Source organism: Pseudomonas sp. S2_A02, assembly GCF_054668495.1.
Genome location: NZ_CP162776.1, coordinates 2,517,987 through 2,542,202, shown reverse-complemented (window position 1 = coordinate 2,542,202; position 24,216 = coordinate 2,517,987). Strand labels below are relative to the sequence as shown.

Here is a 24,216-nt window from a genome sequence, read left to right as displayed (position 1 = left end):
CCCGAGTCGTCTCCCCACTTCTCGGGGTTTCTTTTTGCCTGCGATTTGTCACTGCGCGGCCTGACGCTCGAAAAAGGCCCTGGTTTCTTCCAGGTAGTCCTTGCGTCTTTGCGGATCGAGCCAGTCGGCGTACAGCGGGTCCAGGCGCTCGCGGGGCAGGGCGCGCAGTAGCTGATTGATTTCATTGATTGCCTGTCGTCCCTGGGGCGTATTCGAGCAACCGATGTACCCGGACAGGTATTTGCCCATGCCTTTGACCGGATAAAACTCCAACTGATCATCGGTAATATGTTCCTGATGAGCCTGATAGCGGATTTCCGGCCAGTAGCCCAAGACCACCTGTAAACGACCCAGGCGCTGCATCTGCAACAGACTGCCAAGAGCATTATTGCCGTAGTGGGGCGTCAGCACGCCAGGCGGCGCCTGTTGTAGCAGCGTGTCGAGGAACTGACCGTAACGGCGCTCGGCGATCACCCCGACTTTCTCTTGACCGCTGGCCAACAGTGCTGCCAGGTCGACTTCATCGCCAAAGAGAAAGGGTTCCAGCACCGATCGATCTTCACGTCGGATTACCAACCCGTTGCTGACCATCCGGAAAGCCGGGATGGAAAAGGCGATCCATTGCTCGCGCTCCGTGCTCCAAATCAGCGAGGGGTCGCAGGTCAAGGATTCTTCATGGAGCATTTGCATGCCACGGGCGCGATTGATCCGCATCAGGGTATGTTCGTATTGCGGCATGCCGGCGATCAACAGCGGCATCAGTTGATCAATAACCCCCTGGTCTTTTTTCGGGCCTTCGAAGACCGTCAGTGGCGGCAGATCGCGCAGCAGCCAGAGCAAATGCTCTTTAGGTTGCGCCAGGGCCGGGGATATCAGCCCCGCCAACAGCCCGAGCGCGGTCAGCGCGCGACCTATGCCGGCGTAACCGATGACTGATGAAAGCAGGCGCTTCAGCTTAGATGGCCCCGTCTTCACGCAACTGTGTGATCTGTGCCGAGTCGTAGCCAAGATCGTGGAGTACCTGCGCATTGTGTTCACCCAGCTGCGGCCCGACCCATTCGGAGCTGCCTGGTGTCTCAGAGAGTTTCGGCACAATGCCGGGCATCTTGAAGTCCTTGCCATCGGGCAGCTTGGCTTGCAAGAACATTTCCCGGGCCAGGTACTGCGGATCACTGAACATGTCTTCGGCACTGAAGATTCGGCTGGCGGGAACGTCGGCCTGGTTCAATTGCTCGATCACCGCGTCCAGTGGCAGTGAGTTGACCCAGCGATCGATCACCCCGTAAATCTCGTCGCGACGGCTATCGCGTCCGTCGTTGCTGGCCAGCACAGGGTCGTTGGCCAGGTCTTCGCGACCGATGATCAGCATGAAACGCTTGAAGATCGCATCGCCGTTGGCGCCGATCTGCACGTGTTTGCCGTCGGCGCTGGTGTGAATGGAGGAGGGCGTGATGCCCGGCATGATGTTGCCGGTGCGTTCACGGATAAAGCCGAACACGTCGAACTCCGGGACCATGCTTTCCATCATGGCGAAGATCGCTTCGTACAGCGCCACATCCACCACTTGGCCCAAGCAGCCGTTGACCTCGCGATGACGCAAGGCCATCAGTGCGCCGATCACGCCCCAGAGCGCGGCAATCGAATCACCGATGGAAATCCCGGTGCGCACCGGCGGTCGGTCCTCGAAGCCGGTGATGTAGCGCAGGCCGCCCATCGATTCACCGACCGCACCGAAGCCGGGCTGATCTTTCATCGGCCCGGTCTGGCCAAAGCCCGAGAGCCGCACCATCACCAGTTTCGGGTTCAGTGCGTGCAAGACTTCCCAGCCCAGGCCGAGCTTTTCCAGTACGCCGGGGCGAAAATTCTCGATCAGGATGTCGGCTTCGCTGAGCAGCTGTTTCAGAATCGCCAGGCCGTCCGGGTGTTTCAGGTTCAGGGTCAAAGACTTCTTGTTCCGCGCCTGAACGAACCACCACAGCGAAGTGCCTTCATATAGCTTGCGCCATTTGCGCAACGGGTCACCGCCGTCCGGTGATTCGATCTTGATCACTTCGGCGCCGAATTCGCCGCAAATACGCGAGGCAAACGGCCCGGCAATCAACGTACCCAATTCGATGACTTTCAGACCGGAGAGCGGTTTGTTGGAGAACGGCATGCTGAATCCTGTAGGACAAAGGCTGAGCGGATGCAGAGTTTTAACATAGGCCGACGTTCATAGCCCAAAGTTGATCGCCTTCAATTCGTTGATTGCCTGTTGCATCGGTTAGACTTGCCGCCTTTCCTCGTATCAAGAAGCCCGTTCATGGCCCAGCCGTCCACGACCTACAAGTTTGAACTGAACCTCACCGACCTCGACCGCAGCGTCTACGAGAGCGTGAAGCAGACCATCGCCCGTCACCCTTCGGAAACCGAAGAGCGCATGACCGTGCGGCTGCTGGCCTACGCTTTCTGGTACAACGAGCAGTTGTCCTTCGGTCGCGGTCTGTCAGACGTGGATGAGCCAGCGCTGTGGGAAAAAAGCCTGGATGACCGTGTCCTGCACTGGATCGAAGTCGGCCAGCCAGACGCCGATCGCCTGACCTGGTGCTCGCGTCGCACCGAGCGCACCAGCCTGCTGGCTTACGGCAGCCTGCGTGTCTGGGAAACCAAAGTCATCCCGGCGATCAAAAACCTGAAAAACGTTCACATCGCCGCTGTGCCCCAGGAAGTGCTGGAAACCCTGGCCAAGGACATGCCGCGCGTTATCAAGTGGGATGTGATGATCAGCGAAGGAACGATTTTCGTCACCGACGACCGTGGTCAGCACGAAGTCCAGTTGCAATGGCTGAGCGGTGAACGCGGCTGATTATTCGCCGCTGAACCGCGTTACCCGGTTTTATCCTACGTATTCAAGAGAAGCACCTGTCACCCCATGCGCATCGAACCTCGCCTGTTGCCCGACACCCTGCCATTCCTCGGTGATATTCCACCGCTGCTGACCCGCCTTTACGCGGCGCGGGGCGTGCAATCCGAGGCTGAACTGGACAAGAGCCTGGCGCGGCTGATTCCGTATCAGCAGCTCAAAGGCATCAATGCGGCGGTGGATTTGCTGGTGACGGCCCTCGAACAACGTCAGCGGATTCTGATCGTCGGCGACTTCGACGCCGATGGTGCGACGGCCAGTACCGTGGGCATGCTGGGGTTGAGCCTGTTGGGCGCGGCGCATGTCGATTATCTGGTGCCGAACCGGTTCGAGTACGGCTATGGCCTGACGCCGGAGATCGTCGAAGTGGCGCTGACCCGCGAGCCACAACTGCTGATCACCGTGGACAACGGCATCTCCAGCGTCGAAGGCGTGGCGGCGGCGAAAAAGGCCGGGCTCAAGGTGCTGGTCACCGATCACCACTTGCCCGGCGATGAGCTGCCGTTGGCCGATGCCATCGTCAATCCGAACCAGCCGGGTTGCGAGTTTCCGAGCAAAGCCCTGGCCGGTGTCGGGGTGATCTTCTATGTGCTGATGGCCCTGCGCGCGCGCTTGCGCAGCCTGGGTTGGTACGAGAGCAAGCCGCAGCCGAACATTGGCGAACTGCTGGACCTGGTGGCGCTGGGCAGCGTCGCCGACGTAGTGCCGCTGGATGCCAACAACCGGATTCTGGTGCATCAGGGCCTGGAGCGGATTCGCGCCGGGCGCGCGCGGCCGGGGATCAAGGCGATCCTTGAAGTGGCCAAACGTGACCATTCGCGCATCACCTCCACCGACCTGGGCTTCATCCTCGGCCCGCGTCTGAACGCGGCGGGGCGTCTGGACGACATGAGCCTGGGCATCGAATGCCTGCTCACTGAAGACGCGGGCGCTGCCCGTGAAATGGCCGCTCAGCTGGATGGCATGAACCAGGACCGCAAATCCATCGAGCAGGGCATGCAGCGTGAGGCGCTGGCCCAGCTCAAGGATTTGCCAGTGGAATCGATGCCGTTCGGCCTGTGCCTGTTCGATCCCGAGTGGCACCAGGGCGTCATCGGAATCCTCGCGTCGCGTATGAAAGAGCGCTATTTCCGTCCGACTATTGCCTTTGCCGATGCAGGTGATGGGATGCTCAAGGGCTCGGGGCGTTCGGTCCAGGGTTTTCATATTCGCGACGCCTTGAGCGTGGTCGCGGCGCAGCATCCGAACCTGATCAGCAAATACGGCGGCCACGCCATGGCGGCCGGCCTGACGTTGCCGGAAGCGAATTTTCCGTTGTTTGCCGAGGCCTTTGACGCTGAAGTGCGTAGGCAAATGCGTGAAGAAGACCTGACCGGGCGCCTGTTGTCGGACGGCACTTTGGCGGTCGAAGAGTTTCACCTGGAACTGGCCCGCGCCCTGCGCCACGCCGGTCCTTGGGGGCAACACTTCCCGGAGCCGCTGTTTCACGGGGTGTTCCAGTTGGTTGAGCAACGCGTCGTGGGTGAGCGACACCTCAAAGTGGTGCTGAAGAGTGAATGTGGTTCGGTGAAGCTCGACGGCATAGCCTTCGGTATCGACCGTGATATCTGGCCGAATCCGACCATCAAGTGGGTCGAATTGGCTTACAAACTCGACCTCAATGAGTTCCGTGGGAACGAGACCGTGCAATTGATGATTGCCCACATCGAACCGCGATAACTGCATGATGCTTTTGTGGCGAGGGAGTTTGCTCCCGCTGGGCTGCGAAGCGGCCCTAAAACCCTTGAACTCTTTTCCTGTATTAACGCGTCGGTTGGTTGACGACTGCTGCGCAGCCGAGCAGGAGCAAGCTCCCTCGCCACAGGTATCGCCCGGACCTCAAATTTGGGTGTTTCATTTCTTGAACCCTCCCTCATCCCCCGATGTCGACTAGGCTCTAAGCACTGCTTGATTATCCTTGTGACGTTTTGTCGAATTTTTTGCCCGCGGGGGCGGGTGCTGCACTTTTTTCCTGTCACTCGTCGACTATTCAAACAGAACCCTGGAGCCTGCCCACTGATTCGAGAGGTGCCCCATGAGTCTGCTGCTTGAACCCTATACCCTTCGTCAATTGACCTTGCTTAACCGCATTGCGGTATCACCGATGTGCCAGTATTCCAGCGTGGATGGGCTGGCCAATGACTGGCATCTGGTCCACCTCGGTAGCCGTGCCATCGGCGGGGCGGGGCTGGTATTTACCGAAGCCACGGCGGTCACCGCCGACGGGCGCATCACCGCCCAGGATCTCGGTCTGTGGAACGATGAACAGATCGAGCCCTTACAACGTATTACCCGCTTTATCGCTGCTCAGGGTGCTGTTGCCGGCATTCAATTGGCCCATGCCGGGCGCAAGGCCAGCACGCATCGGCCGTGGCTCGGCAAGCATGGCAGCGTCAAGCCGGAAGACGGTGGCTGGACCCCGGTCGGTCCTTCGCCCATCGCTTTCGACCCCCAGCACACACCACCCAAGCAGCTCGATGAAGGTGAAATTGCCGAGGTCATTCAGGCGTTCGTCGAATCGGCCAAACGGGCGCTGACCGCCGGTTTCAAAGTGGTCGAAGTACACGCCGCCCACGGTTACCTGTTGCACCAATTTCTTTCGCCCCTGAGCAATCAGCGGCGCGATCTGTACGGCGGTTCGTTCGAGAATCGAATTCGGCTGGTACTGCAAGTCACCGAAGCGGTGCGGGCCGTGTGGCCTGAAGAATTACCGGTGTTTGTGCGGGTGTCGGCCACCGATTGGGTGGAAGACGGCTGGAACCCTGATGAAACCGTGGAGCTGGCGCGACGCCTCAAAGATCTGGGTGTTGACCTGATCGACGTCTCGTCGGGTGGTACGGCGGTAAACGCCGAGATTCCTACAGGCCCCGGTTACCAGACCCGTTTCGCCGAAAGGGTACGCAAGGAGTCAGGCATTGCCACCGGCACCGTAGGAATGATCACCGAACCGGCTCAGGCAGAGCACATTCTGCGTACCTGTCAGGCTGACATCATCTTCCTCGCCCGGGAACTGTTGCGTGATCCGTATTGGCCGCTGCATGCCGATGATGATCTGGGCGGGAACAAGGCTATCTGGCCAGCGCAATACCAGCGGGCCACCCATCGTGACCAGCCGATTCATGAATCGGATTTGCGTGATTGAATGCCGCTGTAAAACCAAAAAGCCCCGGTCGTGTTGATCGGGGCTTTCGTTTATCTGGCGGGAGTATTTTGCTGGGCTTTACGGCCTCATCGCGAGCAGGCTCGCTCCCACATTGGATCGATGTCGATCACATTATTGTGAAACAACACGGACCTCCTGTGGGAGCGAGCCTGCTCGCGAAGGGGCCATTTCAGACCCCGACTAACTCTCAGGTGTACTTGCGCTTATCAGGCGCCGGCGGGAAATACTGGTACAACCAGGTTTCACTCAACGTCCGGTCATTGGTGCGAATGAACAACCGCAGCTCCACCGGCGCCACGCTGTCATTGGTCGGGTACCAGTCGAAAGTAATTCGGTAACCCTTGATGTCATCCAGCACCAACACATTGAAGTCCTTCACTTCGCCGTTCGAGCAGGTCACCACCGGCTCGATCGCCGCGCCTTCGGGCAAGCGGTCCAGACCGCCGCCGGTGAAGTCCACGGCAAAGCGTCGCGCCCAGACCTCCGGATAATGCTCGCCCGGCGCCCAGCCTTCAATGAAACCGCCCATGCCCGAACGGGTCGCGTGGACCCGTGCCAGCGGCGTGCTCACCGGTGGCAGGGAGCTCCAATAGAGCTTGTAGCCGTAATTGAGGGAGTCCCCGGCCGCGACCGGTTTTTTCGGCGTCCAGAACGCGACGATGTTATCCAGGGTTTCGCCGGTTGTAGGAATTTCCAGCAAGTCGATAGAGCCTTCGCCCCACGCGGTTGTAGGTTCTACCCACAGACTCGGGCGCTTGCTGTACCAGTCGACGGTGTCCTGATAATTGGCGAACTCGTGATCGGTCTGCACCAGACCAAAGCCTTTCGGATCGGTGTCGGCGAAGGCATTGAATTGCAGGGTGCCCGGGTTATTCAGCGGGCGGCAGATCCACTCGCCATTGCCGCGCCACATGGCCAGGCGATCAGAGTCGTGGATTTGCGGGTGAATGGTGTCGCACATGCGCCGCTCATGGGTGCCGCAGCTGAACATGCTGGTCATCGGCGCGATGCCCAGTTGCTCGATGGCGGTGCGGGCATTGACGTGGGCGTCGACTTCCATCACCACACGCTCGGCCTGGCAATCGATGTCAAAGCGGTAGGCGCCAGTGGCGCTCGGCGAATCGAGCAAGGCATAAACCACGAAGCGGGTGCTGTCCTTGTCCGGTGTTTCGAACCAGAACTTGGTGAAATCCGGGAACTCTTCGCGCTTCTTGGCGTAGGTATCGATCGCCAGGCCACGGGCCGACAGACCGTACTGGCCGGTGGCATCTACCGCGCGGAAATAGCTGGCGCCGAGGAAGGACAATACATCGTGCTGATCCAGCTCCGGGGCCTTGAACAGCTTGAACCCGGAAAAGCCCAGATCGGCCTTGAGCTGTTTAGTGTCGACGGTGGTTTTTTCATAGTTGAACAGCGACGGGCGGAAATGCACCTCGCGCGCCAGTCGAGTCTTGGGATCGACGCTGTACATGCGCACTGGCTGCTTGAAACCCATGCCGACGTGGAAAAACTGCACGTCCAGTTGACCTTTCAAGTCCTTCCACAGCGAATGATTGCCATCGTAGCGGATCGCGTTGAAGTTCTGCGGCGTCATGGTCGCCAGCGTCGGCGGCAGCACCTGCTTGGTGTCCTGATAAGGCTTGCCGGCGAGCTGTTTGGCCTGGCTCTTCAGCGCTTCGAAGTCGAACGCCACAGCGTCGCCATCAGCCGTACTGCTGCCAGCCCAGGCGCGTGCAGCCAATAGGCCGGTGGCAGAAAGACCAGTGTAAGCCGCGATGGCCATGGAGGCTTTGAGCAAATTCCTGCGGTGCATAAGTACAACCTGTCGTGAACAATCCCGCGCCGTTCCTGGCACGTGCTGGATCAGAAATAACGGTTCGGACATGCCTTGGCCAAACGCAACGGACTAGGGGGCGTTCTCAATTAGTTTCCCCGCCGCGCCGGGTCTGCTGTTGTGCAGGGCAAGGCGCGAGAAGCGTGGTTTGGTCATTCCAAATAAGCTTCGAGCAACGCAGCCCTGCACAACAGCAGGCCCGGCCCTTCGGGTTGTGCCTTAAAGCGGGCCAGGCTGCGTTGCAGGCCTTGGGAAGGGAACAACCATTCCCGGCGGCCTGCGCCTTGCCTGGCCCGCTTTAAGGCGACAACGCGGCGGGGAAACTAATTGAGAACGCCCCCTAAAGAGATGCCAAATAGCTTAAACCGTTCGGTTGCAGAGCAAAAATGATTGATGGCACAGCGACAGTGCGGCAATGAAACAAGACATTTCAGGTAACGTTTCTCACAGCACTTTCTGATTTATAGGGCATATCTGCTTTTTTCGACTAATTACTCTAAAAACGCTTTTCAGCGCCGATTTAATTTCTATTCTATGAGGCATGACCGGTTTCGGCCCTTCAGGCCGGTGGGTTCAGCGGGCATAAGGTGACCGCTGAAAGTGATAGGGCGATGCGGTTTTGAAGTTTTCTCTGACGTATAGAAGGACATCGTCCATGTCGAAAGTACAAGGCATCACTGAAATATTAGGAATCTTCCCCTGCCTGGCCATCGGTCGGCGAAGGCGTCGGCTCAGTTCGGAGGAGTTGAAGTTGGTGGAGCGGTATCGCGAGCTGTCGGAGAGTGACCGGATTGCGATGCGGTATCTGGTGGATGCGATGAGGAGCGTTTCGCGGTTTTGAGAAGGTGAAGGATTCGGCCATGACAGCGTTGTCGCGGTCGGATCCTTCAAAACGAAGGGAGTTTGCTTACGATGAGCGGCGGTTGCAGGCTCGCATGCTAAGTATTACGTTTGTTCATTGAGTAATACTTCAGGAGGTCATCATGACGACAACCATGACCAGTAAAGGGCAAGTCACCATTCCCAAGCCGATTCGTGACGCATTGCATCTGAAGCCAGGTGCGGCAATTGAATTCAGTGTCAACGCGCAAGGTGAAGTGGTACTGCATAGTGGTAAACCCAAAATGGGTAAGGCAGTCAGTATCGACCGCTTCGAAGCCGTGCGTGGAAAGGCGGATATAAAATGGCGAACCGACGATTTGATGGCGCTACTACGGGGTGACGACTGATGATATTGGTCGACACGAATGTGTTGATTGATGTCTTGGAAGACGACCCTGTCTGGGCTGATTGGTCCATACAACAGCTTCGCGCCCAATCCCAGATTCATGAATTGGCCATCAACCCGATTATTTACGCTGAACTGTCACAGACATTTTCCAATTTCGAAGCGTTGGATGATGTCGTCACTCAGCTTGGTCTTGCGATGCAGGAAGTCCCGCGCCCCGCTTTGTTTTTGGCAGGAAAGGCTTTCGTTCGTTACCGTAAAGTGGGTGGTGGGAAAAATAATGTTTTGGCGGATTTTTTCATCGGGGCTCATGCTGCTGTGAAAAAGTTGCCGTTATTGACGCGGGATGCCAAGCGCTACCGTAGCTATTTTCCATCGGTTGAGTTGATAGTGCCGGCCTGAGAACTCTGTGTTTCCACGGATAAACGTGCGGTGACGCCATGGCGGGCAAGCCACGCTCCCACAGGTTGCAGTTCCTGTGGCAGCGAGCGGTGCGGCGATCTAACTTGCCCGCGAAGCTTTCAATGCTTGAACATCACATGCCGCACAACGGTGTAGTCCTCCAACCCATACATCGACATGTCCTTCCCATAACCGGACAGTTTCTGACCGCCATGCGGCATTTCGCTGACCAGCATGAAGTGGGTGTTCACCCACGTGCAGCCGTACTGCAGGCGTGCAGACAGGCGATGCGCGCGGCCGACGTCCGTGGTCCAGACCGACGACGCCAGGCCGTAGTCTGAATCGTTGGCCCAGGCCAGTGCTTGCGCTTCATCGGTGAACTTGGTGACCGACACTACCGGCCCGAACACTTCGCGGCGCACGATCTCGTCGTCCTGTTGCACGTCGGCCAGCACCGTCGGCTCAAAGAAGAAACCATTGCCTTCCACCGCTTTGCCGCCAGTGATCAGACGAATGTGCGGTTGCGCCATGGCACGCTCGACCAATCCGGTCACGCGGTCGCGATGTTGTGCGCTGATCAGCGGGCCAAGCTCTGTCGAGGGATCGTCCTGCAAGCCGTACTTGATACTGCTGACGGCCGCACCGAGCTTTTCGACGAACTGGTCGTAGATGCCTGCTTGCGCGTAAATACGGCAAGCGGCGGTGCAATCCTGGCCGGCGTTGTAGAAACCGAAGGTGCGAATGCCTTCAACGGCGGCGTCGATGTCGGCATCGTCGAAGATGATCACCGGCGCCTTTCCGCCCAGTTCCATGTGCATGCGTTTGACGTTGCCGGCGGTGCTGGAAATGATGTTCGATCCAGTGGCAATCGAGCCGGTCAGCGAAACCATGCGCACTTTCGGGTGAGTGACCAGTGGGCTGCCGACCGTAGGACCACGACCGAACACCAGGTTAAGCACGCCAGCCGGGAAGATTTCCGACGCCAGTTCTGCCAGGCGCAGGGCGGTCAGTGGGGTTTGCTCCGACGGCTTGAGCACCACGGTATTACCGGCGGCCAGGGCCGGGGCGATTTTCCAGGCGACCATCATCAGCGGGTAGTTCCACGGCGCGATGGAGGCAATCACGCCCACCGGGTCGCGGCGGATCATTGAGGTGTGGCCGGGCAGGTATTCCCCTCCCAGCGCGCCGCTCATGCAGCGGTTGGCGCCGGCGAAGAAACGGAACACGTCGGCAATCGCCGGGATCTCGTCGTTCAGTGCGGCGCTGTAGGGTTTGCCGCAGTTGTCCGACTCCAGTTTGGCCAGCTCTTCGCCATGGGCTTCGATGATGTCGGCAAGTTTGAGCAGCAGCAACGAGCGCTCTTTCGGCGTGGTTTGCGACCAGGCTTCGAAGGCGGTATCGGCAGCTCGCACGGCGGCATCGACCTGGGCTTCGCTGGCTTCGTTGATTTCCACCAGTACACGGCCGAGGGCTGGGTTGAACACGGCTTGGGCGGGGCCGTCACCATTGACGAGTTGACCGTTGATCAAGAGTTTGGTTTGCATGGCTATGTCCTCATCGAAGCTGTTGTTTTTCCTCTATGGGAACCGGATTTAATGTGGGAGCGGGCTTGCTCGCGAAGGCGGTGGGTCAGTCAACATCAATGTTGGATGTGATGGCCTCTTCGCAAGCAAGCCCGCTCCCACATTAGATCTCCGTTCCAACAGAGGGTTAGTGGTTGCCAGTTATTTCCCGCCACTGCCCGCAACGCTTTCGCCACCCCGGGTCAGGTAATAGGCGCCGAGGATCGGCAGCATGGTCACCATCATCACCAGCATCGCGACGACGTTGGTCACCGGAACGTCCCGTGGGCGGCTGAGCTGGTTGAGCAGCCACAGCGGCAAGGTGCGTTCATGGCCGGCGGTGAACGTGGTGACGATGATTTCGTCGAACGACAGGGCGAACGCCAGCATGCCCCCGGCGAGCAACGCCGAGCCGAGGTTTGGCAGGACGATGTAGCGGAAGGTCTGCCAACCGTCGGCGCCGAGGTCCATCGAGGCTTCGATCAAACTGTATGACGTGCGGCGCAAGCGGGCGATGACGTTGTTGTAGACGATCACCACGCAGAAGGTCGCGTGACCGACGATGATGGTGAACATTCCCGGTTCGATCCCCAGCGTTTTGAAAGTCGCCAACAGCGCGATCCCGGTGATGATCCCGGGCAGGGCAATCGGCAGGATCAGCATCAGCGAGATGCCTTGCTTGCCGAAGAAATCCCGTCGGTACAACGCCGCCGACGCGAGGGTGCCGAGGACCATCGCAATCAGCGTCGCGACGGCCGCAATTTGCAACGACAACTTGATCGCTTCCAGCACGTCCGGCCGGGAGAACGCCACACCGATCCACTTCAGGGTGAAGCCCTTGGGCGGAAAGCTGAACGCCGCGTCTTCGGTGTTGAAGGCGTAGAGGAAGATGATCAGGATCGGGAAGTGCAGAAACACCAACCCGCCCCAGGCGGCGATGCGCAGGCCCAGGGACGCCCGATCTTGAGATGAAGCATCAGAGCGCATCGAAAGCCCCCAGACGTTTGACAATGGACAGGTAAATGGCGATCAGCACGATCGGCACCAGTGTGAAGGCCGCCGCCATCGGCATATTGCCGATCGCTCCTTGCTGGGCGTAGACCATGCTGCCGATGAAGTAGCCCGGCGGGCCCACCAGTTGCGGCACGATGAAGTCGCCCAGGGTCAACGAAAACGTGAAGATCGAACCGGCCGCGATCCCCGGAATCGACAGCGGCAGAATCACTTGCATGAAGGTCTGACGCGGCTTGGCGCCGAGGTCCGCCGAGGCTTGCAGCAAGGACGGCGGCAGGCGCTCCAGTGACGCCTGAATCGGCAGGATCATGAACGGCAGCCAGATGTAGACGAACACCATGAACCGTCCCAGATGCGAGGTCGACAAGGTGCTGCCGCCAACGCCCGGAATCCCGAGCACGAATTGCAACACCGGCTCCAGCCCCAGGTGCTGAACGAACCACTGGGCCACGCCGCCCTTGGCCAACAGCAAGGTCCAGGCATAGGCCTTGACGATGTAACTGGCCCACATTGGCATCATCACCGCGATGTAGAAAAACGCCTTGGTCTTGCCGCTGGTGTAGCGCGCCATGTAGTAGGCGATCGGGAACGCCACGATTGCACTGGCGATCGACACGACGATGGCCATGCTCAGCGTGCGCAGGATGATGTCGAAGTTCGACGGCTGGAACAGTGCGGTGAAGTTCGCCAGGGTCAGGTCGGGCGTGACCGCCATGGTGAAGTCATCGAAGGTGTAGAAGCCTTGCCACAACAACGTCAACAGCGAGCCGAGGTAGATCGCGCCGAACCAGAGCAATGGCGGCACCAGCAGCAGCGACAGATACAGGTTCGGCCGGCGGTATAGCAGGTTGGAAAATCGGCGCAATGGAGAGCCGCTGGCGGGGGATTGAGGCGCGGCCACGCTGTTCATCTCACACCCCGCCCACAACATTGTCGTGCAGCGGGATCATCGCCTCACGCGCCCAACGAGCGCTGATGCGTTGTCCGGTCTGATGTTGCGTGCTGACGTCCAGCCACTGGACGTTGGCCTGGCTGATGTTCAGCGTCTGGCCGTTTTCCAGTTTCAGTTCATAGCGGGTGGCGCTGCCCTGGTACTGGATGTCGTGCAGCAGGCCGCTGACTTCGATTTCATGGCTGGCCAGCGGGCCTTCGGCGAAACGCACGTGTTCCGGGCGGATCGAAAACGGCTGTGGATTGCCGCTCAACTGCCGGGCCAGATCGCCGCGAATCACGTTGGACGTGCCGACGAATTCGGCGACGAATGTGGTCGCCGGTTTCATGTACAGGTTACGCGGTGTGTCGACCTGTTCGATGCGGCCCTTATTGAACACCGCCACACGGTCGGACATCGACAGCGCTTCAGTCTGATCGTGGGTGACGAAGATAAAGGTAATGCCAAGCTGGCGTTGCAGCTTCTTCAGCTCGCCTTGCATTTGCTCGCGCAGTTTCAGATCGAGAGCGCCCAAGGGTTCGTCGAGCAACAACACGCGAGGGCGATTGACCAATGCGCGGGCCAGGGCTACACGCTGACGCTGGCCGCCGGAGAGTTGCACCGGTTTGCGCTCGCCGTAACCTCCGAGGGCGACCATGTCGAGGGCTTCTTCGGCGCGTTTTTGGCGTTCGGACTTGCCGACGCCTTTGACTTTCAAACCGTAGGCGATGTTGTCGAGTACATTCATGTGCGGGAACAGCGCGTAATCCTGGAACACAGTGTTCACGTCGCGCTGATACGGCGGCAGCCCGGCGGCTTCGGCGCCATGGATGCGGATGGAGCCGGCGCTCGGTTGTTCGAACCCGGCAATCAGGCGCAGGCAGGTGGTTTTGCCCGAGCCGGAAGGGCCCAGCAGGGAAAAGAACTCGCCGTCCTGTATATCGATGGAAACCCGGTCAACGGCCTTCACTTCGCCGAACTGACGGGAAACGTTGGTGAACTGGACTGCAAGCGTCATGGTGCGGAGCTCCAAAAAGGCGAGGGTCGTCACACTGGGCCCTGCCTGGACTTCTGAAAAATCTGAAACGGTGTGCTGTTGTGGCGAGGGAGCTTGCTCCCGCTGGAGTGCGTAGCACTCCCAAAAAGGGTCAATGCGGTTTACCTGAAGGACCGCAGTGACTGCTATGGGGCGGCTTCGCCACCCAGCGGGAGCAAGCTCCCTCGCCACAACAGCTCATCTGCCAGGGGCCGGTGTGTTACCTGCCGCCCATGATCGCAATGTAATCCTGGGTCCAGCGGCTATAAGGCACAAACTTGCCGCCCTCAGCCTGCGGGGTTTTCCAGAAGGCGATCTTCTCGAACTGGTCGAAACCGTTGGTCTTGCAACCCTCGGCCCCCAGCAGTTCGCTTGCCTTACACGCCGCCGGGACCGCCGGCAGCGAGCCGAACCAGGCAGACACATCACCCTGGACTTTCGGTTGCAGCGACCAGTCCATCCACTTGTAAGCGCAGTTCGGGTGCTTGGCCTCGGCGTGCAACATCGTGGTGTCGGCCCACCCGGTGGCGCCTTCTTTCGGGATGGTCGAGGCGATCGGCTGTTTCTCGTTCATCAGGCCGTTGACCTGATAGGGCCAGGAGCTGGAAGCCACCACGCCTTCGTTCTTGAAATCACTCATTTGCACGGTGGTGTCGTGCCAGTAGCGGTGGATCAACTTTTGCTGGGCGCGCAGCAAGTCGAGAACGGCCTTGTATTGTTTTTCGTCGAGCAGGTATGGATCCGTGATGCCCAGTTCCGGCTTGGCGGTTTTCAGGTACAGCGCCGCGTCCGCGATATAGATCGGGCCGTCATACGCTTGCACGCGGCCCTTGTTGGATTTGCCGTCGGACAGCTTCTGCTCTTCGAACAGCACGCCCCAACTGGTCGGCGGTTGCGTGAACACCTTGGTGTTGTACATCAGCACGTTCGGGCCCCATTGATACGGGGTGCCGTAAGTCTGCTTGTTGACCACGTACCACGGTGCATCCTTCAGGCGCGGGTCGAGATTCTTCCAGTTAGGAATCAGTGCGGTGTTGATCGGCTGCACACGTTTGCCGGCGATCAGCCGCAGGGAGGCGTCGCCGGACGCCGTCACCAGGTCGTAACCGCCCTTGGCCATCAGGCTGACCATTTCATCGGACGTGCCGGCCGTCTTGACGTTGACCTTACAGCCGGTTTCCTTCTCGAAACCGGTCACCCAGTCGTAGGCCTTGTCGGTTTCGCCCCGTTCGATATAGCCAGGCCAGGCGACGATATCCAGCTGACCTTCGCCGGCGCCGACAGCTTTCAGCGGTTCGGCGGCCTGCAGGCTGGTGCTGGCCAGTAGCGCCGTGGTGATTGCACTGAGCAGTGCGGTCTTGTGCACAAGCATGGTGAACCCTCTTCTTTGAATTATGGTCGGGGCAGTGAACGGGGTGATGCGCCGTGAGTGGCTTGTTATTAGCTTAGTGCGCTTTGTGAGAGGCAGATTGAGGCCGGGCTGTCTTATGGATTTATCCAGCCTAGTGCGCGGTTTCACGGTCGACAAATCTCAAAGGCTGCATTGGGTGAAATAGTTTGCGTGAGGGCGCGTTCCCGGCTGTTTGCCTAAACGTGAGCAACATCTGGAAGCACTCTCATCGAAAGATGTCGGGCACTTTCGATCTAGGCTGGGGGCCTTAAAGATCCGGTTAACCCGAATTCGTGGAGGCAGCAAAATGAACACTCGTGGATTGCTCGATCAACTACTCAAGTCCGGTCAGGATCTATTGCAGAACAAGGCTGGTGGCACCCAGAACAAGGCGTCCAGCGGTGGTTTGGGCGGTTTGCTCGGCGGCAGCGGTAGTTCCGGCCGCCTCGGCAGTTTGCTCTCAGGTGCCGGCGGCGGTGCGTTGGCGGCGGGCGCCATGGGCCTGTTGCTGGGCAGCAAAAAAGCTCGCAGTGTTGGCGGCAAGGCCCTGACCTACGGCGGCCTCGCCGCATTGGGCGTGATTGCCTACAAGGCATACGGCAACTGGCAGACCCAGCAGGGCACCGCAGCCGCAACCGAGCCGCAAACTATCGACCGCTTGCCGGCGGCCCAGGTCGAGCAACACAGCCAGGCGATCCTCAAGGCGTTGGTGGCCGCGGCCAAGGCTGACGGTCATGTCGATGAGCGCGAGCGCCAATTGATCGAAGGCGAGTTCAGCAAGCTCGACAATGATCAGGAGCTGCAACACTGGCTGCACGCCGAACTCAACAAACCGCTGGACCCGACCGACGTCGCCCGCGCCGCCAGCACCCCGGAAATGGCGGCTGAAATGTACATCGCCAGTGTGATGCTGGTGGATGAGGAGAACTTCATGGAGAAGTCCTACCTTGATGAACTGGCGCGGCAGTTGAAGCTGGCGCCGGGGTTGAAGGCGGAGTTGGAGAAGCAGGTGCGTCAGGCTTCGGTGTAGGTCTTTAGATCGCTTTCGCGGGCAAGTCTCGCTCCTACAGTGAATTGTCGAACACACATTTGTCGTCGACGCTGACCCGTAGGAGCGAGGCTTGCCCTAATGCCAGTCAGTTAAGCGCAATCCATGTGGGAGCGGGCTTGCTCGCGAAGACGGCGGCACAGTAAACATGGATGCTGCCTGACCCACCGCTTTCGCGAGCAAGCCCGCTCCCACAGCCCTCGGCTATACTCCCCCGCAATTTGACCCGCACCGAGGACTGACTGTGAAGAACTGGACGTTGCGCCAACGCATTTTGGCGAGCTTTGCGGTGATTATCGCGATCATGCTGTTGATGGTCGTGGTGTCTTTTTCCCGGCTGATGAAGATTGACGCTGGCGCGGACAGGGTTCGCACCGATGCGGTTCCCGGGGTGTATTTCAGTTCGATGATCCGCGGTGCCTGGGTCGACAGTTTTAACCTCACCCAGCAGATTGTCGGCCTTTCCGGCCATCGCGAAATGACCGCCGCCGACCAGGCCATGTACAAGAGCTTCGAAGAGCGCTTGGACGAGCAGATGGCCCACTACCGCAAGACCATTTTCACACCGGACGATCAGGCCCTCTTCGAGGAGTTCGAAGTGCGTCATCGGCTCTACAATCAAGAAATGAGCAATGTCCTCGACCTCTATCAGCGCAAAGAGTACGAGGCAGCGCGTCTTGCTCTGGAGCAAAAACTCGCGCCGGCCTGGGCCAATGGGCGCAAGCAGTTGAGCAGCCTTCTTGAAAATAATCACGCCCTGGCTGAACAATCCACGCTGGCCATCAGTGATGCGGTGACGGCCGCAAAAATCAGCATGGGCGTCTCTTTGCTGGTGGCGATTATCGTCGCCGGCCTCTGTGGCCTGCTGTTGATGCGCGCGATCATGGCGCCGATGAATCGCATCGTGGATATCCTCGAAGTCATGCGCACCGGCGATCTCAGCAGTCGCCTGGATCTGGATCGCAAGGATGAGTTCGGCGCGGTGGAAACCGGCTTCAACGATATGATGACCGAGCTCACCTCGCTGGTGTCCCAGGCCCAGCGCTCCTCGGTGCAGGTCACCACGTCGGTCACGGAAATCGCCGCGACATCCAAGCAGCAGCAGGCCACGGCCACCGAAACTGCCGCCACCACCACCGAAATCGGTGCGACATCGCGGGAAATCGCCGCCACCTCGCGGGATCTGGTGCGCACCATGACCGAAGTCTCCACCGCCGCCGATCAGGCATCGGTGCTTGCCGGCTCCGGTCAACAAGGCCTGGCGCGCATGGAAGACACCATGCACTCGGTGATGGGCGCGGCGGATCTGGTGAACGCCAAACTGGCGATCCTCAACGAGAAGGCCGGCAACATCAATCAGGTGGTGGTGACCATCGTCAAAGTCGCCGACCAGACCAACCTGCTGTCCCTGAACGCCGCGATCGAAGCCGAGAAGGCCGGTGAATACGGTCGCGGGTTTGCCGTGGTCGCCACCGAAGTGCGGCGTCTGGCGGACCAGACCGCTGTGGCCACCTACGACATCGAGCAGATGGTGCGCGAGATCCAGTCGGCGGTGTCGGCCGGGGTCATGGGCATGGACAAGTTCTCCGAAGAAGTGCGTCGTGGCATGTCCGAGGTGCAGTCGGTGGGCGAGCAGTTGTCGCAGATCATCCATCAGGTTCAGGCGCTGGCACCACGGGTGTTGATGGTCAATGAAGGCATGCAGGCCCAGGCTACTGGCGCCGAGCAGATCAACCACGCGTTGGTGCAGTTGGGCGATGCCAGCAGCCAAACCGTCGAGTCCCTGCGTCAGGCCAGTTTCGCCATCGATGAACTGAGCCAGGTGGCCGTGGGGCTGCGTGGCGGCGTTTCGCGATTCAAAGTCTGATGAGTGAACTCGCGGTCAAACGCGGCGCGGTGATGCCGGTGAAACAATCGTTGTTTCTGGTGTTCCGCATCGGCAACGAGCGTTACGCCCTGCAGGCCATCGAGGTGGCCGAAGTGCTGCCGCAACTGCCGTTGAAACCGATTCCCCGGGCGCCGGACTGGGTGGCCGGAGTATTCGCCTATCGCGGAGCGGTGGTGCCGGTGATCGACCTCAGCGCCCTGACGTTCGGCCAACCGGCCCAGGCTCGCAACAGCACGCGGCTGGTGCTGGTGCACTATCGGCCGGATGAGGCGACGCCTGCGCAATTGCTCGGGCTGATTCTGGAACAGGCCACCGACACGTTGCGCTGCAACCCGGCGGATTTTCAGCCTTATGGCCTGGACAATCGCCAGGCGCCATATCTGGGCCCGGTGCGCGAAGATGCCCAGGGTTTACTGCAATGGGTGCGGGTTGCCGATTTGCTGGACGAACAGGTCCGCGCCTTGTTGTTTCCCTCGCCGCCGCTGGACTTGGCGCAGTTTGAGGAGCAGGGATGAGCAGCGATCAAAGGTTTTTCGATTTCCTCAAAGAACGCATCGGCCTCGATGTGGGCTCGGTCGGCCCCGCGATCATCGAACGCGCGGTGCGTCAGCGCTGCACGGCGGCTCGGGCGCTGACGGCCGATGAGTACTGGCATACCCTGCTGGGCTCGCGCGACGAACAACAGGCGCTGATCGAAGCGGTGATCGTCCCCGAGACCTGGTTTTTCCGTTACCCGGAATCCTTCGCCACGCTGGCGAAACTGGCGGCCAAGCGGCTGGCGGCGATCAATAACATGCGCGCCCTGCGGATTCTCAGCCTGCCGTGTTCCACCGGCGAAGAGCCGTATTCCATCGCCATGGCCCTGCTCGATAGCGGGCTGGCACCGCACCAGTTCAAGGTCGACGGTATGGATGTCAGCCCGCTGTCGGTGGAAAAAGCCAGGCTGGCGCTGTACGGCAAAAATTCGTTTCGCGGCCAGGACATCGACTTTCGCGAGCGGCATTTCACGGCTGAAAACGACCACTATCGTCTCAGCGGGCGCGTGCTTGAGCAGGTGCGTTTGCAGGTCGGCAATCTGCTCGATCCTGCCTTGCTGGCCAGTGAGCCACCTTATGACTTCGTGTTCTGTCGCAATTTGCTGATCTATTTCGATCAGCCGACCCAGCAGCAAGTGTTCGAAGTGCTCAAACGCCTGACCCACGTCGACGGCGTGCTGTTTATCGGCCCGGCAGAGGGCAGTCTGCTGGGGCGTTTCGGCATGCGCTCGATCGGTATCCCGCAGTCGTTTGCCTTCAGTCGTCAAAGTGCGCCGGAACCGGTGGCAACCTTCGTGCCGACGCCGCTTCCGGTGCAACAACCGGTGCGCAGCGTGATACCGCCGTCAGTGCGCAGTCGGCCTTTCGCGACAGTCGTGCCAATGCCTCAGGTCGCCGCCAACCCTTCGAAATCCATTCCTTCGGACGCCGCTACGCTGCTGGCGAACATCGCCGCGCTGGCCAATGAAGGCAAAAGCGCTGAGGCCCGCGCCGCGTGCGACAGTTATTTGCGCAGTCACGAGCCGGTAGCACAGGTGTTCTATTGGCTGGGGCTGCTCAGCGATGTCGCCGGCAGCGCGCTCGAGGCCCAGGGTTTTTATCGCAAGGCGTTGTACCTCGAGCCTCAACACCCCGACGCGTTGATGCACCTGGCCGCGTTGCTCCAGTCCCAGGGCGACACGGCCGGTGCCAGACGATTACAGGCCCGCGCCGCCCGCAGCGAGCGCGCCGCTGACAGTGAGCGTAAACGATGAACGCCGCCGACACCTTGAGCGTCACCCATGAAGATGCCCAGGCCATCGACGACTGCTGGAACCGCATCGGTATCCACGGCGACAAGTCCTGCCCATTGCTGAGCGAGCACATTCATTGCCGCAACTGTGCGGTGTATTCGGCTGCCGCCACGCGCTTGCTCGACCGCTATGCCTTACAACAGGACGACCGCGAACAAATCTCCACAGTGGCTGGGAGCGATGTGAAAACCCGCTCGCTGCTGATGTTTCGCCTCGGCGAAGAATGGTTGGGCCTGGCCACTCGCAGCCTGGTCGAAGTGGCGCCGCTGCAGGCGATTCACTCCTTGCCGCATCAGCGCTCCCGAGCGTTGCTCGGCGTGGCGAATGTGCGCGGTGCCTTAGTGGCGTGCCTGTCACTGGTGGAACTGCTGGGACTCGACGCCACCAGTGGCGTGGCGTCCGGCGCGCGGGTGATGCCGCGGATGTTGATCATTGCCGCCCACGGCGGGCCGGTGGTGGTGCCAGTGGACGAAGTGGACGGGATTCACGCCATTGACGAGTGCATTCTCGATGCGGCGTCTCAGTCCGGCACCCAGGCCAGCGCCAAATACACCCGTGGCGTTTTGCAATTCAAAGGTCGCAGCCTGCGTTGGCTGGATGAAGAACAGCTGCTGTCCGCCGTGACCCGGAGCCTCACATGACCCCCGAGCAAATGCGTGACGCCTCTTTGCTGGAACTGTTCAGCCTCGAAGCCGAGGCCCAGACTCTGGTGCTGAGCGCAGGCCTGTTGGCGCTTGAGCGCGATCCGACCCAGGCCGATTACCTTGAGTCGTGCATGCGCGCAGCCCATTCGCTCAAGGGCGCGGCGCGGATTGTCGGTGTCGATGCCGGGGTCAGCGTCGCCCATGTGATGGAAGATTACCTGGTCAGCGCCCAGGAAGGGCGCCTGTACCTGCGGCCCGAACACATTGATGCATTGTTGCAAGGCACCGATCTGCTGATGCGGATTGCGACGCCGGGCAACGCTCCGGCGCCTGCGGATATCGACGCTTACGTCGTCTTGATGGGACGGTTGCTTGATCACATGGCGGCCACGGCCCCCATGACGCCGCCGATGGCAGAACTTCAGCTGGAACCGCCGAAGCCCAAGGTTGAGCCGCCTATGCCGGCCACCAGCGAAGCCCCCCGGCAGCGCCCGCCGAGCCAGCGCCCACGACTAAACGTACCACCGAAAATGGCGAGCGCGTATTACGCGTCACGGCCGAGCGCTTGAACAGCTTGCTCGATCTGTCGAGTAAATCCCTGGTGGAAACCCAGCGGCTCAAGCCGCACCTGGCCACCATGCAGCGCCTTAAACGCATGCAGAGCAACGGCTTGCGGGCGCTGGAAAACCTCAACGTCCATCTCAAGGACCATGCCTTGAGTCTCGAAGCCCAGGAAGCCTTGGGCGATGCCCGTCGGTTACTGGCGGAGTCCCAGCAATTGCTGGCGGAAAAGAACGCCGAGCTCGATGAGTTCGCCTGGCACGCCAGCCAGCGGGCACAGGTGTTGTATGACACGGCGCTGGCCTGTCGCATGCGGCCATTCGCCGACGTGCTGAGCGGGCAAGTGCGCATGGTCCGCGATCTCGGCCGCAGCCTCGGTAAGCAGGTGCGGCTGGAGATCGAGGGCGACAAGACTCAAGTCGATCGCGACGTTCTGGAAAAACTCGAAGCGCCGCTGACGCACCTGCTGCGCAATGCGGTGGATCACGGCATCGAAACCCGGGAACAACGGCTATTGGCCGGTAAACCGGAGGAAGGCCTGATCCGTCTGCGCGCGTCCCATCAAGCCGGTCTGCTGGTGTTGGAGCTCAGCGATGATGGCAATGGCGTCGACCTGGAAAAGCTGCGCCGCAACATCGTCGAGCGGCAGTTATCCCCAGCCGAGACCGCCGCTCAGTTGAGCGAAGAGGAGCTGCTGACGTTCCTGTTTCTGCCGGGTTTCAGCCTGCGCGACTCCGTTACTGAAGTTTCCGGGCGCGGCGTTGGCCTGGATGCGGTTCAGCATATGGTTCGTCAATTGCGCGGCGCCGTGGTGCTGGAGCAGACGGCGGGCGCGGGCAGCCGCTTTCATCTCGAAGTGCCGCTGACCCTGTCGGTGGTGCGCAGCCTGGTGGTGGAAGTCGGTGACGAGGCGTATGCCTTCCCGCTGGCGCACATCGAGCGCATGTGCGACCTGGAGCCTGCGGACATCGTGCAGGTCGAAGGCCGGCAGCACTTCTGGTACGAAGGCCGGCATGTCGGGTTGGTCGCCGCCAGTCAGCTGTTGCATCGCCCGGCGAGCCAGAACAGCGCGCAAACCCTCAAAGTCGTGGTCATCCGTGAGCGTGAGGCGATTTACGGGGTAGCGGTCGAGCGGTTTATCGGCGAGCGGACGTTGGTGGTGCTGCCGCTGGACGAGCGCCTGGGCAAAGTGCAGGACATTTCCGCCGGAGCCTTGCTCGACGACGGCTCGGTGGTGCTGATCGTCGACGTCGAAGACATGCTGCGTTCGGTGGACAAACTGCTCAATACCGGGCGTCTGGAGCGCATTGCCCGGCATGCCAATCAGGCCGTCGAAGCGGCGCGTAAACGGATTCTGGTGGTGGACGACTCGCTGACTGTTCGTGAGTTGCAGCGCAAACTGCTGCTCAATCGCGGTTACGACGTCGCCGTGGCGGTGGACGGTATGGATGGCTGGAACGCCCTGCGTTCGGAGGATTTCGATCTGCTGATCACCGACATCGACATGCCGCGCATGGATGGCATCGAGCTGGTGTCTTTATTGCGTCGCGACAGTCGCCTGCAATCCCTGCCGGTGATGGTGGTGTCCTATAAAGACCGCGAAGAAGATCGTCGCCGTGGACTGGACGCCGGTGCCGACTATTATCTAGCCAAAGCGAGTTTTCATGATGACGCTTTGCTGGATGCAGTGGTTGAGCTCATTGGAGGCGCGCGGACATGAAAATCGCTATCGTCAATGATATGCCCATGGCGGTAGAGGCTTTGCGCCGCGCTTTGGCGTTCGACCCGGCACACGAGGTGGTCTGGGTCGCCGGCAACGGGGCCGAGGCGGTGCAACGTTGCACCGAATACACCCCGGATCTGATCCTGATGGATTTGATCATGCCGTTGATGGACGGCGTGGAAGCGACCCGGCGGATCATGGCCGAGACCCCGTGCGCAATTGTCATTGTCACCGTCGACCGCGAGCAGAACGTGCATCGGGTGTTCGAAGCCATGGGCTACGGCGCACTGGATGTGGTTGATACCCCGGCTATCGGGGGTGGCAATCCTCAGGAAGCCGCCGCACCGCTGCTGCGCAAGATCATGAACATTGGCTGGCTGATCGGCGACAAGAGCAATCGGGTGCGATCGGCACCGAGCTCACACCGCCACTCGTCCTCGCGCCAGCATTTGGTGGCCATCGGTTCATCCGCTGGTGGCCCGGCTGCGCTGGAAGTGCTGCTCAAAGGCCTGCCTCGAGATTTTTCGGCGGCCATCGTGCTGGTCCAGCATGTGGATCAGGTGTTCGCCGCCGGCATGGCCGAATGGCTGGCCAGCGCCAGTGGCCTGAACGTGCGCCTGGCCCAGGAAGGCGAACCGCCGCAAAGCGGCACGGTCCTGCTGGCCGGGACCAACCATCATATTCGCTTGCTGAAAAACGGCACGCTGGCCTACACCGCCGAACCAGTCAACGAGATCTATCGGCCTTCGATCGATGTGTTTTTCGAGAGTGTGGCCAGTTACTGGAGCGGTGATGCCGTGGGCGTGCTGCTGACCGGGATGGGGCGCGACGGCGCGCAGGGGCTTAAACTCATGCGCCAACAGGGCTACCTGACCATCGCTCAAGACCAGAACAGCAGTGCCGTGTACGGAATGCCCAAAGCGGCCGCAGCCATCAACGCGGCTGTGGAAGTTCGCCCACTGGACAAGATAGCGCCACGATTGCTGGAGATTTTCCAAAAATGACTATCATTAGCAGCAATCG

Annotated in this window: 20 protein-coding genes and 1 pseudogene; 13 read left to right on the top strand and 8 right to left on the bottom strand. The window is 60.2% G+C overall.

What is annotated here, in order from left to right; all coding sequences use genetic code 11:
- Window positions 1-48 precede the first annotated feature (48 nt).
- Both AB4O41_RS11740 and AB4O41_RS11735 read right to left on the bottom strand, forming a co-directional pair.
- A complete protein-coding gene (locus AB4O41_RS11740; protein WP_460147832.1) occupies window positions 49-975 on the bottom strand; it encodes a TIGR02285 family protein in 927 nt (308 codons plus the stop codon).
- Window positions 956-2,155, bottom strand: coding sequence for a CaiB/BaiF CoA transferase family protein (locus tag AB4O41_RS11735; RefSeq protein WP_460147831.1), 1,200 nt, complete (start codon window positions 2,153-2,155; stop codon window positions 956-958). Before AB4O41_RS11735 ends, AB4O41_RS11740 begins: the two co-directional genes overlap by 20 nt.
- Window positions 2,156-2,302: 147 nt before the next feature.
- Here AB4O41_RS11735 and AB4O41_RS11730 point away from each other — a divergent pair, with 147 nt between their 5' ends.
- The 3 genes from AB4O41_RS11730 to AB4O41_RS11720 all read left to right on the top strand — a co-directional run bounded on the left by AB4O41_RS11730 (window position 2,303) and on the right by AB4O41_RS11720 (window position 6,083).
- Window positions 2,303-2,845, top strand: coding sequence for a YaeQ family protein (locus tag AB4O41_RS11730; RefSeq protein WP_007897614.1), 543 nt, complete (start codon window positions 2,303-2,305; stop codon window positions 2,843-2,845).
- Window positions 2,846-2,911: 66 nt separating this feature from the next.
- Window positions 2,912-4,621, top strand: coding sequence for a single-stranded-DNA-specific exonuclease RecJ (gene recJ, locus AB4O41_RS11725; RefSeq protein WP_460147830.1), 1,710 nt, complete (start codon window positions 2,912-2,914; stop codon window positions 4,619-4,621).
- A 355-nt stretch (window positions 4,622-4,976) separates the two neighbouring features.
- On the top strand, window positions 4,977-6,083 hold the full coding sequence (locus tag AB4O41_RS11720) for an NADH:flavin oxidoreductase/NADH oxidase (RefSeq protein WP_460147829.1): 1,107 nt from the start codon (window positions 4,977-4,979) through the stop codon (window positions 6,081-6,083).
- A gap of 208 nt (window positions 6,084-6,291) precedes the next feature.
- On the opposite strand, the gene AB4O41_RS11715 is transcribed toward AB4O41_RS11720, so the two are convergent.
- Entirely contained in the window at window positions 6,292-7,917 is a 1,626-nt protein-coding gene (locus tag AB4O41_RS11715; protein ID WP_460147828.1) for a glucan biosynthesis protein D, read from the bottom strand.
- Between the two features lie 676 nt (window positions 7,918-8,593).
- Here AB4O41_RS11715 and AB4O41_RS11710 point away from each other — a divergent pair.
- The 3 genes from AB4O41_RS11710 (at window position 8,594) to AB4O41_RS11700 (ending at window position 9,568) form a co-directional block, all read left to right on the top strand.
- On the top strand, window positions 8,594-8,779 hold the full coding sequence (locus AB4O41_RS11710; protein WP_123360676.1) for a hypothetical protein: 186 nt from the start codon (window positions 8,594-8,596) through the stop codon (window positions 8,777-8,779).
- Window positions 8,780-8,921: 142 nt separating this feature from the next.
- Window positions 8,922-9,167 carry an AbrB/MazE/SpoVT family DNA-binding domain-containing protein gene (locus AB4O41_RS11705; protein ID WP_460147827.1) on the top strand — a complete coding sequence of 82 codons (246 nt, stop codon included), beginning with the start codon at window positions 8,922-8,924 and terminating at the stop codon, window positions 9,165-9,167.
- The gene (locus AB4O41_RS11700) at window positions 9,167-9,568 is read left to right on the top strand and encodes a type II toxin-antitoxin system VapC family toxin (protein WP_460147826.1); all 402 of its coding nucleotides are present in this window, start codon (window positions 9,167-9,169) and stop codon (window positions 9,566-9,568) included. Before AB4O41_RS11705 ends, AB4O41_RS11700 begins: the two co-directional genes overlap by 1 nt.
- A gap of 119 nt (window positions 9,569-9,687) precedes the next feature.
- Here AB4O41_RS11700 and AB4O41_RS11695 read toward each other — a convergent pair whose 3' ends face one another.
- From AB4O41_RS11695 to ydcS, 5 genes are all read right to left on the bottom strand, one after another.
- Window positions 9,688-11,112 carry a gamma-aminobutyraldehyde dehydrogenase gene (locus tag AB4O41_RS11695; protein ID WP_460147825.1) on the bottom strand — a complete coding sequence of 475 codons (1,425 nt, stop codon included), beginning with the start codon at window positions 11,110-11,112 and terminating at the stop codon, window positions 9,688-9,690.
- A 180-nt stretch (window positions 11,113-11,292) separates the two neighbouring features.
- Window positions 11,293-12,117, bottom strand: coding sequence for an ABC transporter permease (locus AB4O41_RS11690; protein WP_007897624.1), 825 nt, complete (start codon window positions 12,115-12,117; stop codon window positions 11,293-11,295).
- On the bottom strand, window positions 12,107-13,054 hold the full coding sequence (locus AB4O41_RS11685; RefSeq protein WP_460147824.1) for an ABC transporter permease: 948 nt from the start codon (window positions 13,052-13,054) through the stop codon (window positions 12,107-12,109). The genes AB4O41_RS11690 and AB4O41_RS11685 overlap by 11 nt, the downstream gene beginning before the upstream one ends.
- 1 nt (window position 13,055) lies before the next feature.
- Entirely contained in the window at window positions 13,056-14,093 is a 1,038-nt protein-coding gene (locus AB4O41_RS11680) for an ABC transporter ATP-binding protein (protein ID WP_460147823.1), read from the bottom strand.
- 238 nt (window positions 14,094-14,331) lie between these two features.
- Window positions 14,332-15,483, bottom strand: coding sequence for a putative ABC transporter substrate-binding protein YdcS (ydcS, locus tag AB4O41_RS11675; protein ID WP_460147822.1), 1,152 nt, complete (start codon window positions 15,481-15,483; stop codon window positions 14,332-14,334).
- A gap of 325 nt (window positions 15,484-15,808) precedes the next feature.
- On the opposite strand from ydcS, the gene AB4O41_RS11670 reads away from it, so the two are divergent.
- The 7 genes and pseudogenes from AB4O41_RS11670 (at window position 15,809) to cheB (ending at window position 24,197) form a co-directional block, all read left to right on the top strand.
- On the top strand, window positions 15,809-16,531 hold the full coding sequence (locus tag AB4O41_RS11670; RefSeq protein WP_460147821.1) for a tellurite resistance TerB family protein: 723 nt from the start codon (window positions 15,809-15,811) through the stop codon (window positions 16,529-16,531).
- Window positions 16,532-16,793: 262 nt separating this feature from the next.
- Window positions 16,794-18,416 (top strand): methyl-accepting chemotaxis protein, encoded by a 1,623-nt coding sequence (locus tag AB4O41_RS11665; RefSeq protein WP_460147820.1) that lies wholly within the window; start codon window positions 16,794-16,796, stop codon window positions 18,414-18,416.
- Window positions 18,416-18,952: a chemotaxis protein CheW gene (locus tag AB4O41_RS11660; protein WP_460147819.1), complete on the top strand. Its 537-nt coding sequence runs from the start codon at window positions 18,416-18,418 to the stop codon at window positions 18,950-18,952. The genes AB4O41_RS11665 and AB4O41_RS11660 overlap by 1 nt, the downstream gene beginning before the upstream one ends.
- Window positions 18,949-20,226 (top strand): CheR family methyltransferase, encoded by a 1,278-nt coding sequence (locus AB4O41_RS11655; protein WP_460147818.1) that lies wholly within the window; start codon window positions 18,949-18,951, stop codon window positions 20,224-20,226. Before AB4O41_RS11660 ends, AB4O41_RS11655 begins: the two co-directional genes overlap by 4 nt.
- The gene (locus AB4O41_RS11650; protein WP_460147817.1) at window positions 20,223-20,906 is read left to right on the top strand and encodes a chemotaxis protein CheW; all 684 of its coding nucleotides are present in this window, start codon (window positions 20,223-20,225) and stop codon (window positions 20,904-20,906) included. Before AB4O41_RS11655 ends, AB4O41_RS11650 begins: the two co-directional genes overlap by 4 nt.
- Window positions 20,903-23,190 (top strand): annotated as a pseudogene (locus AB4O41_RS11645) (response regulator). Before AB4O41_RS11650 ends, AB4O41_RS11645 begins: the two are co-directional and overlap by 4 nt.
- On the top strand, window positions 23,187-24,197 hold the full coding sequence (gene cheB, locus AB4O41_RS11640; protein ID WP_460147816.1) for a chemotaxis-specific protein-glutamate methyltransferase CheB: 1,011 nt from the start codon (window positions 23,187-23,189) through the stop codon (window positions 24,195-24,197). The pseudogene AB4O41_RS11645 and the gene cheB overlap by 4 nt, the downstream one beginning before the upstream one ends.
- The last annotated feature ends 19 nt before the right edge of the window (window positions 24,198-24,216 follow it).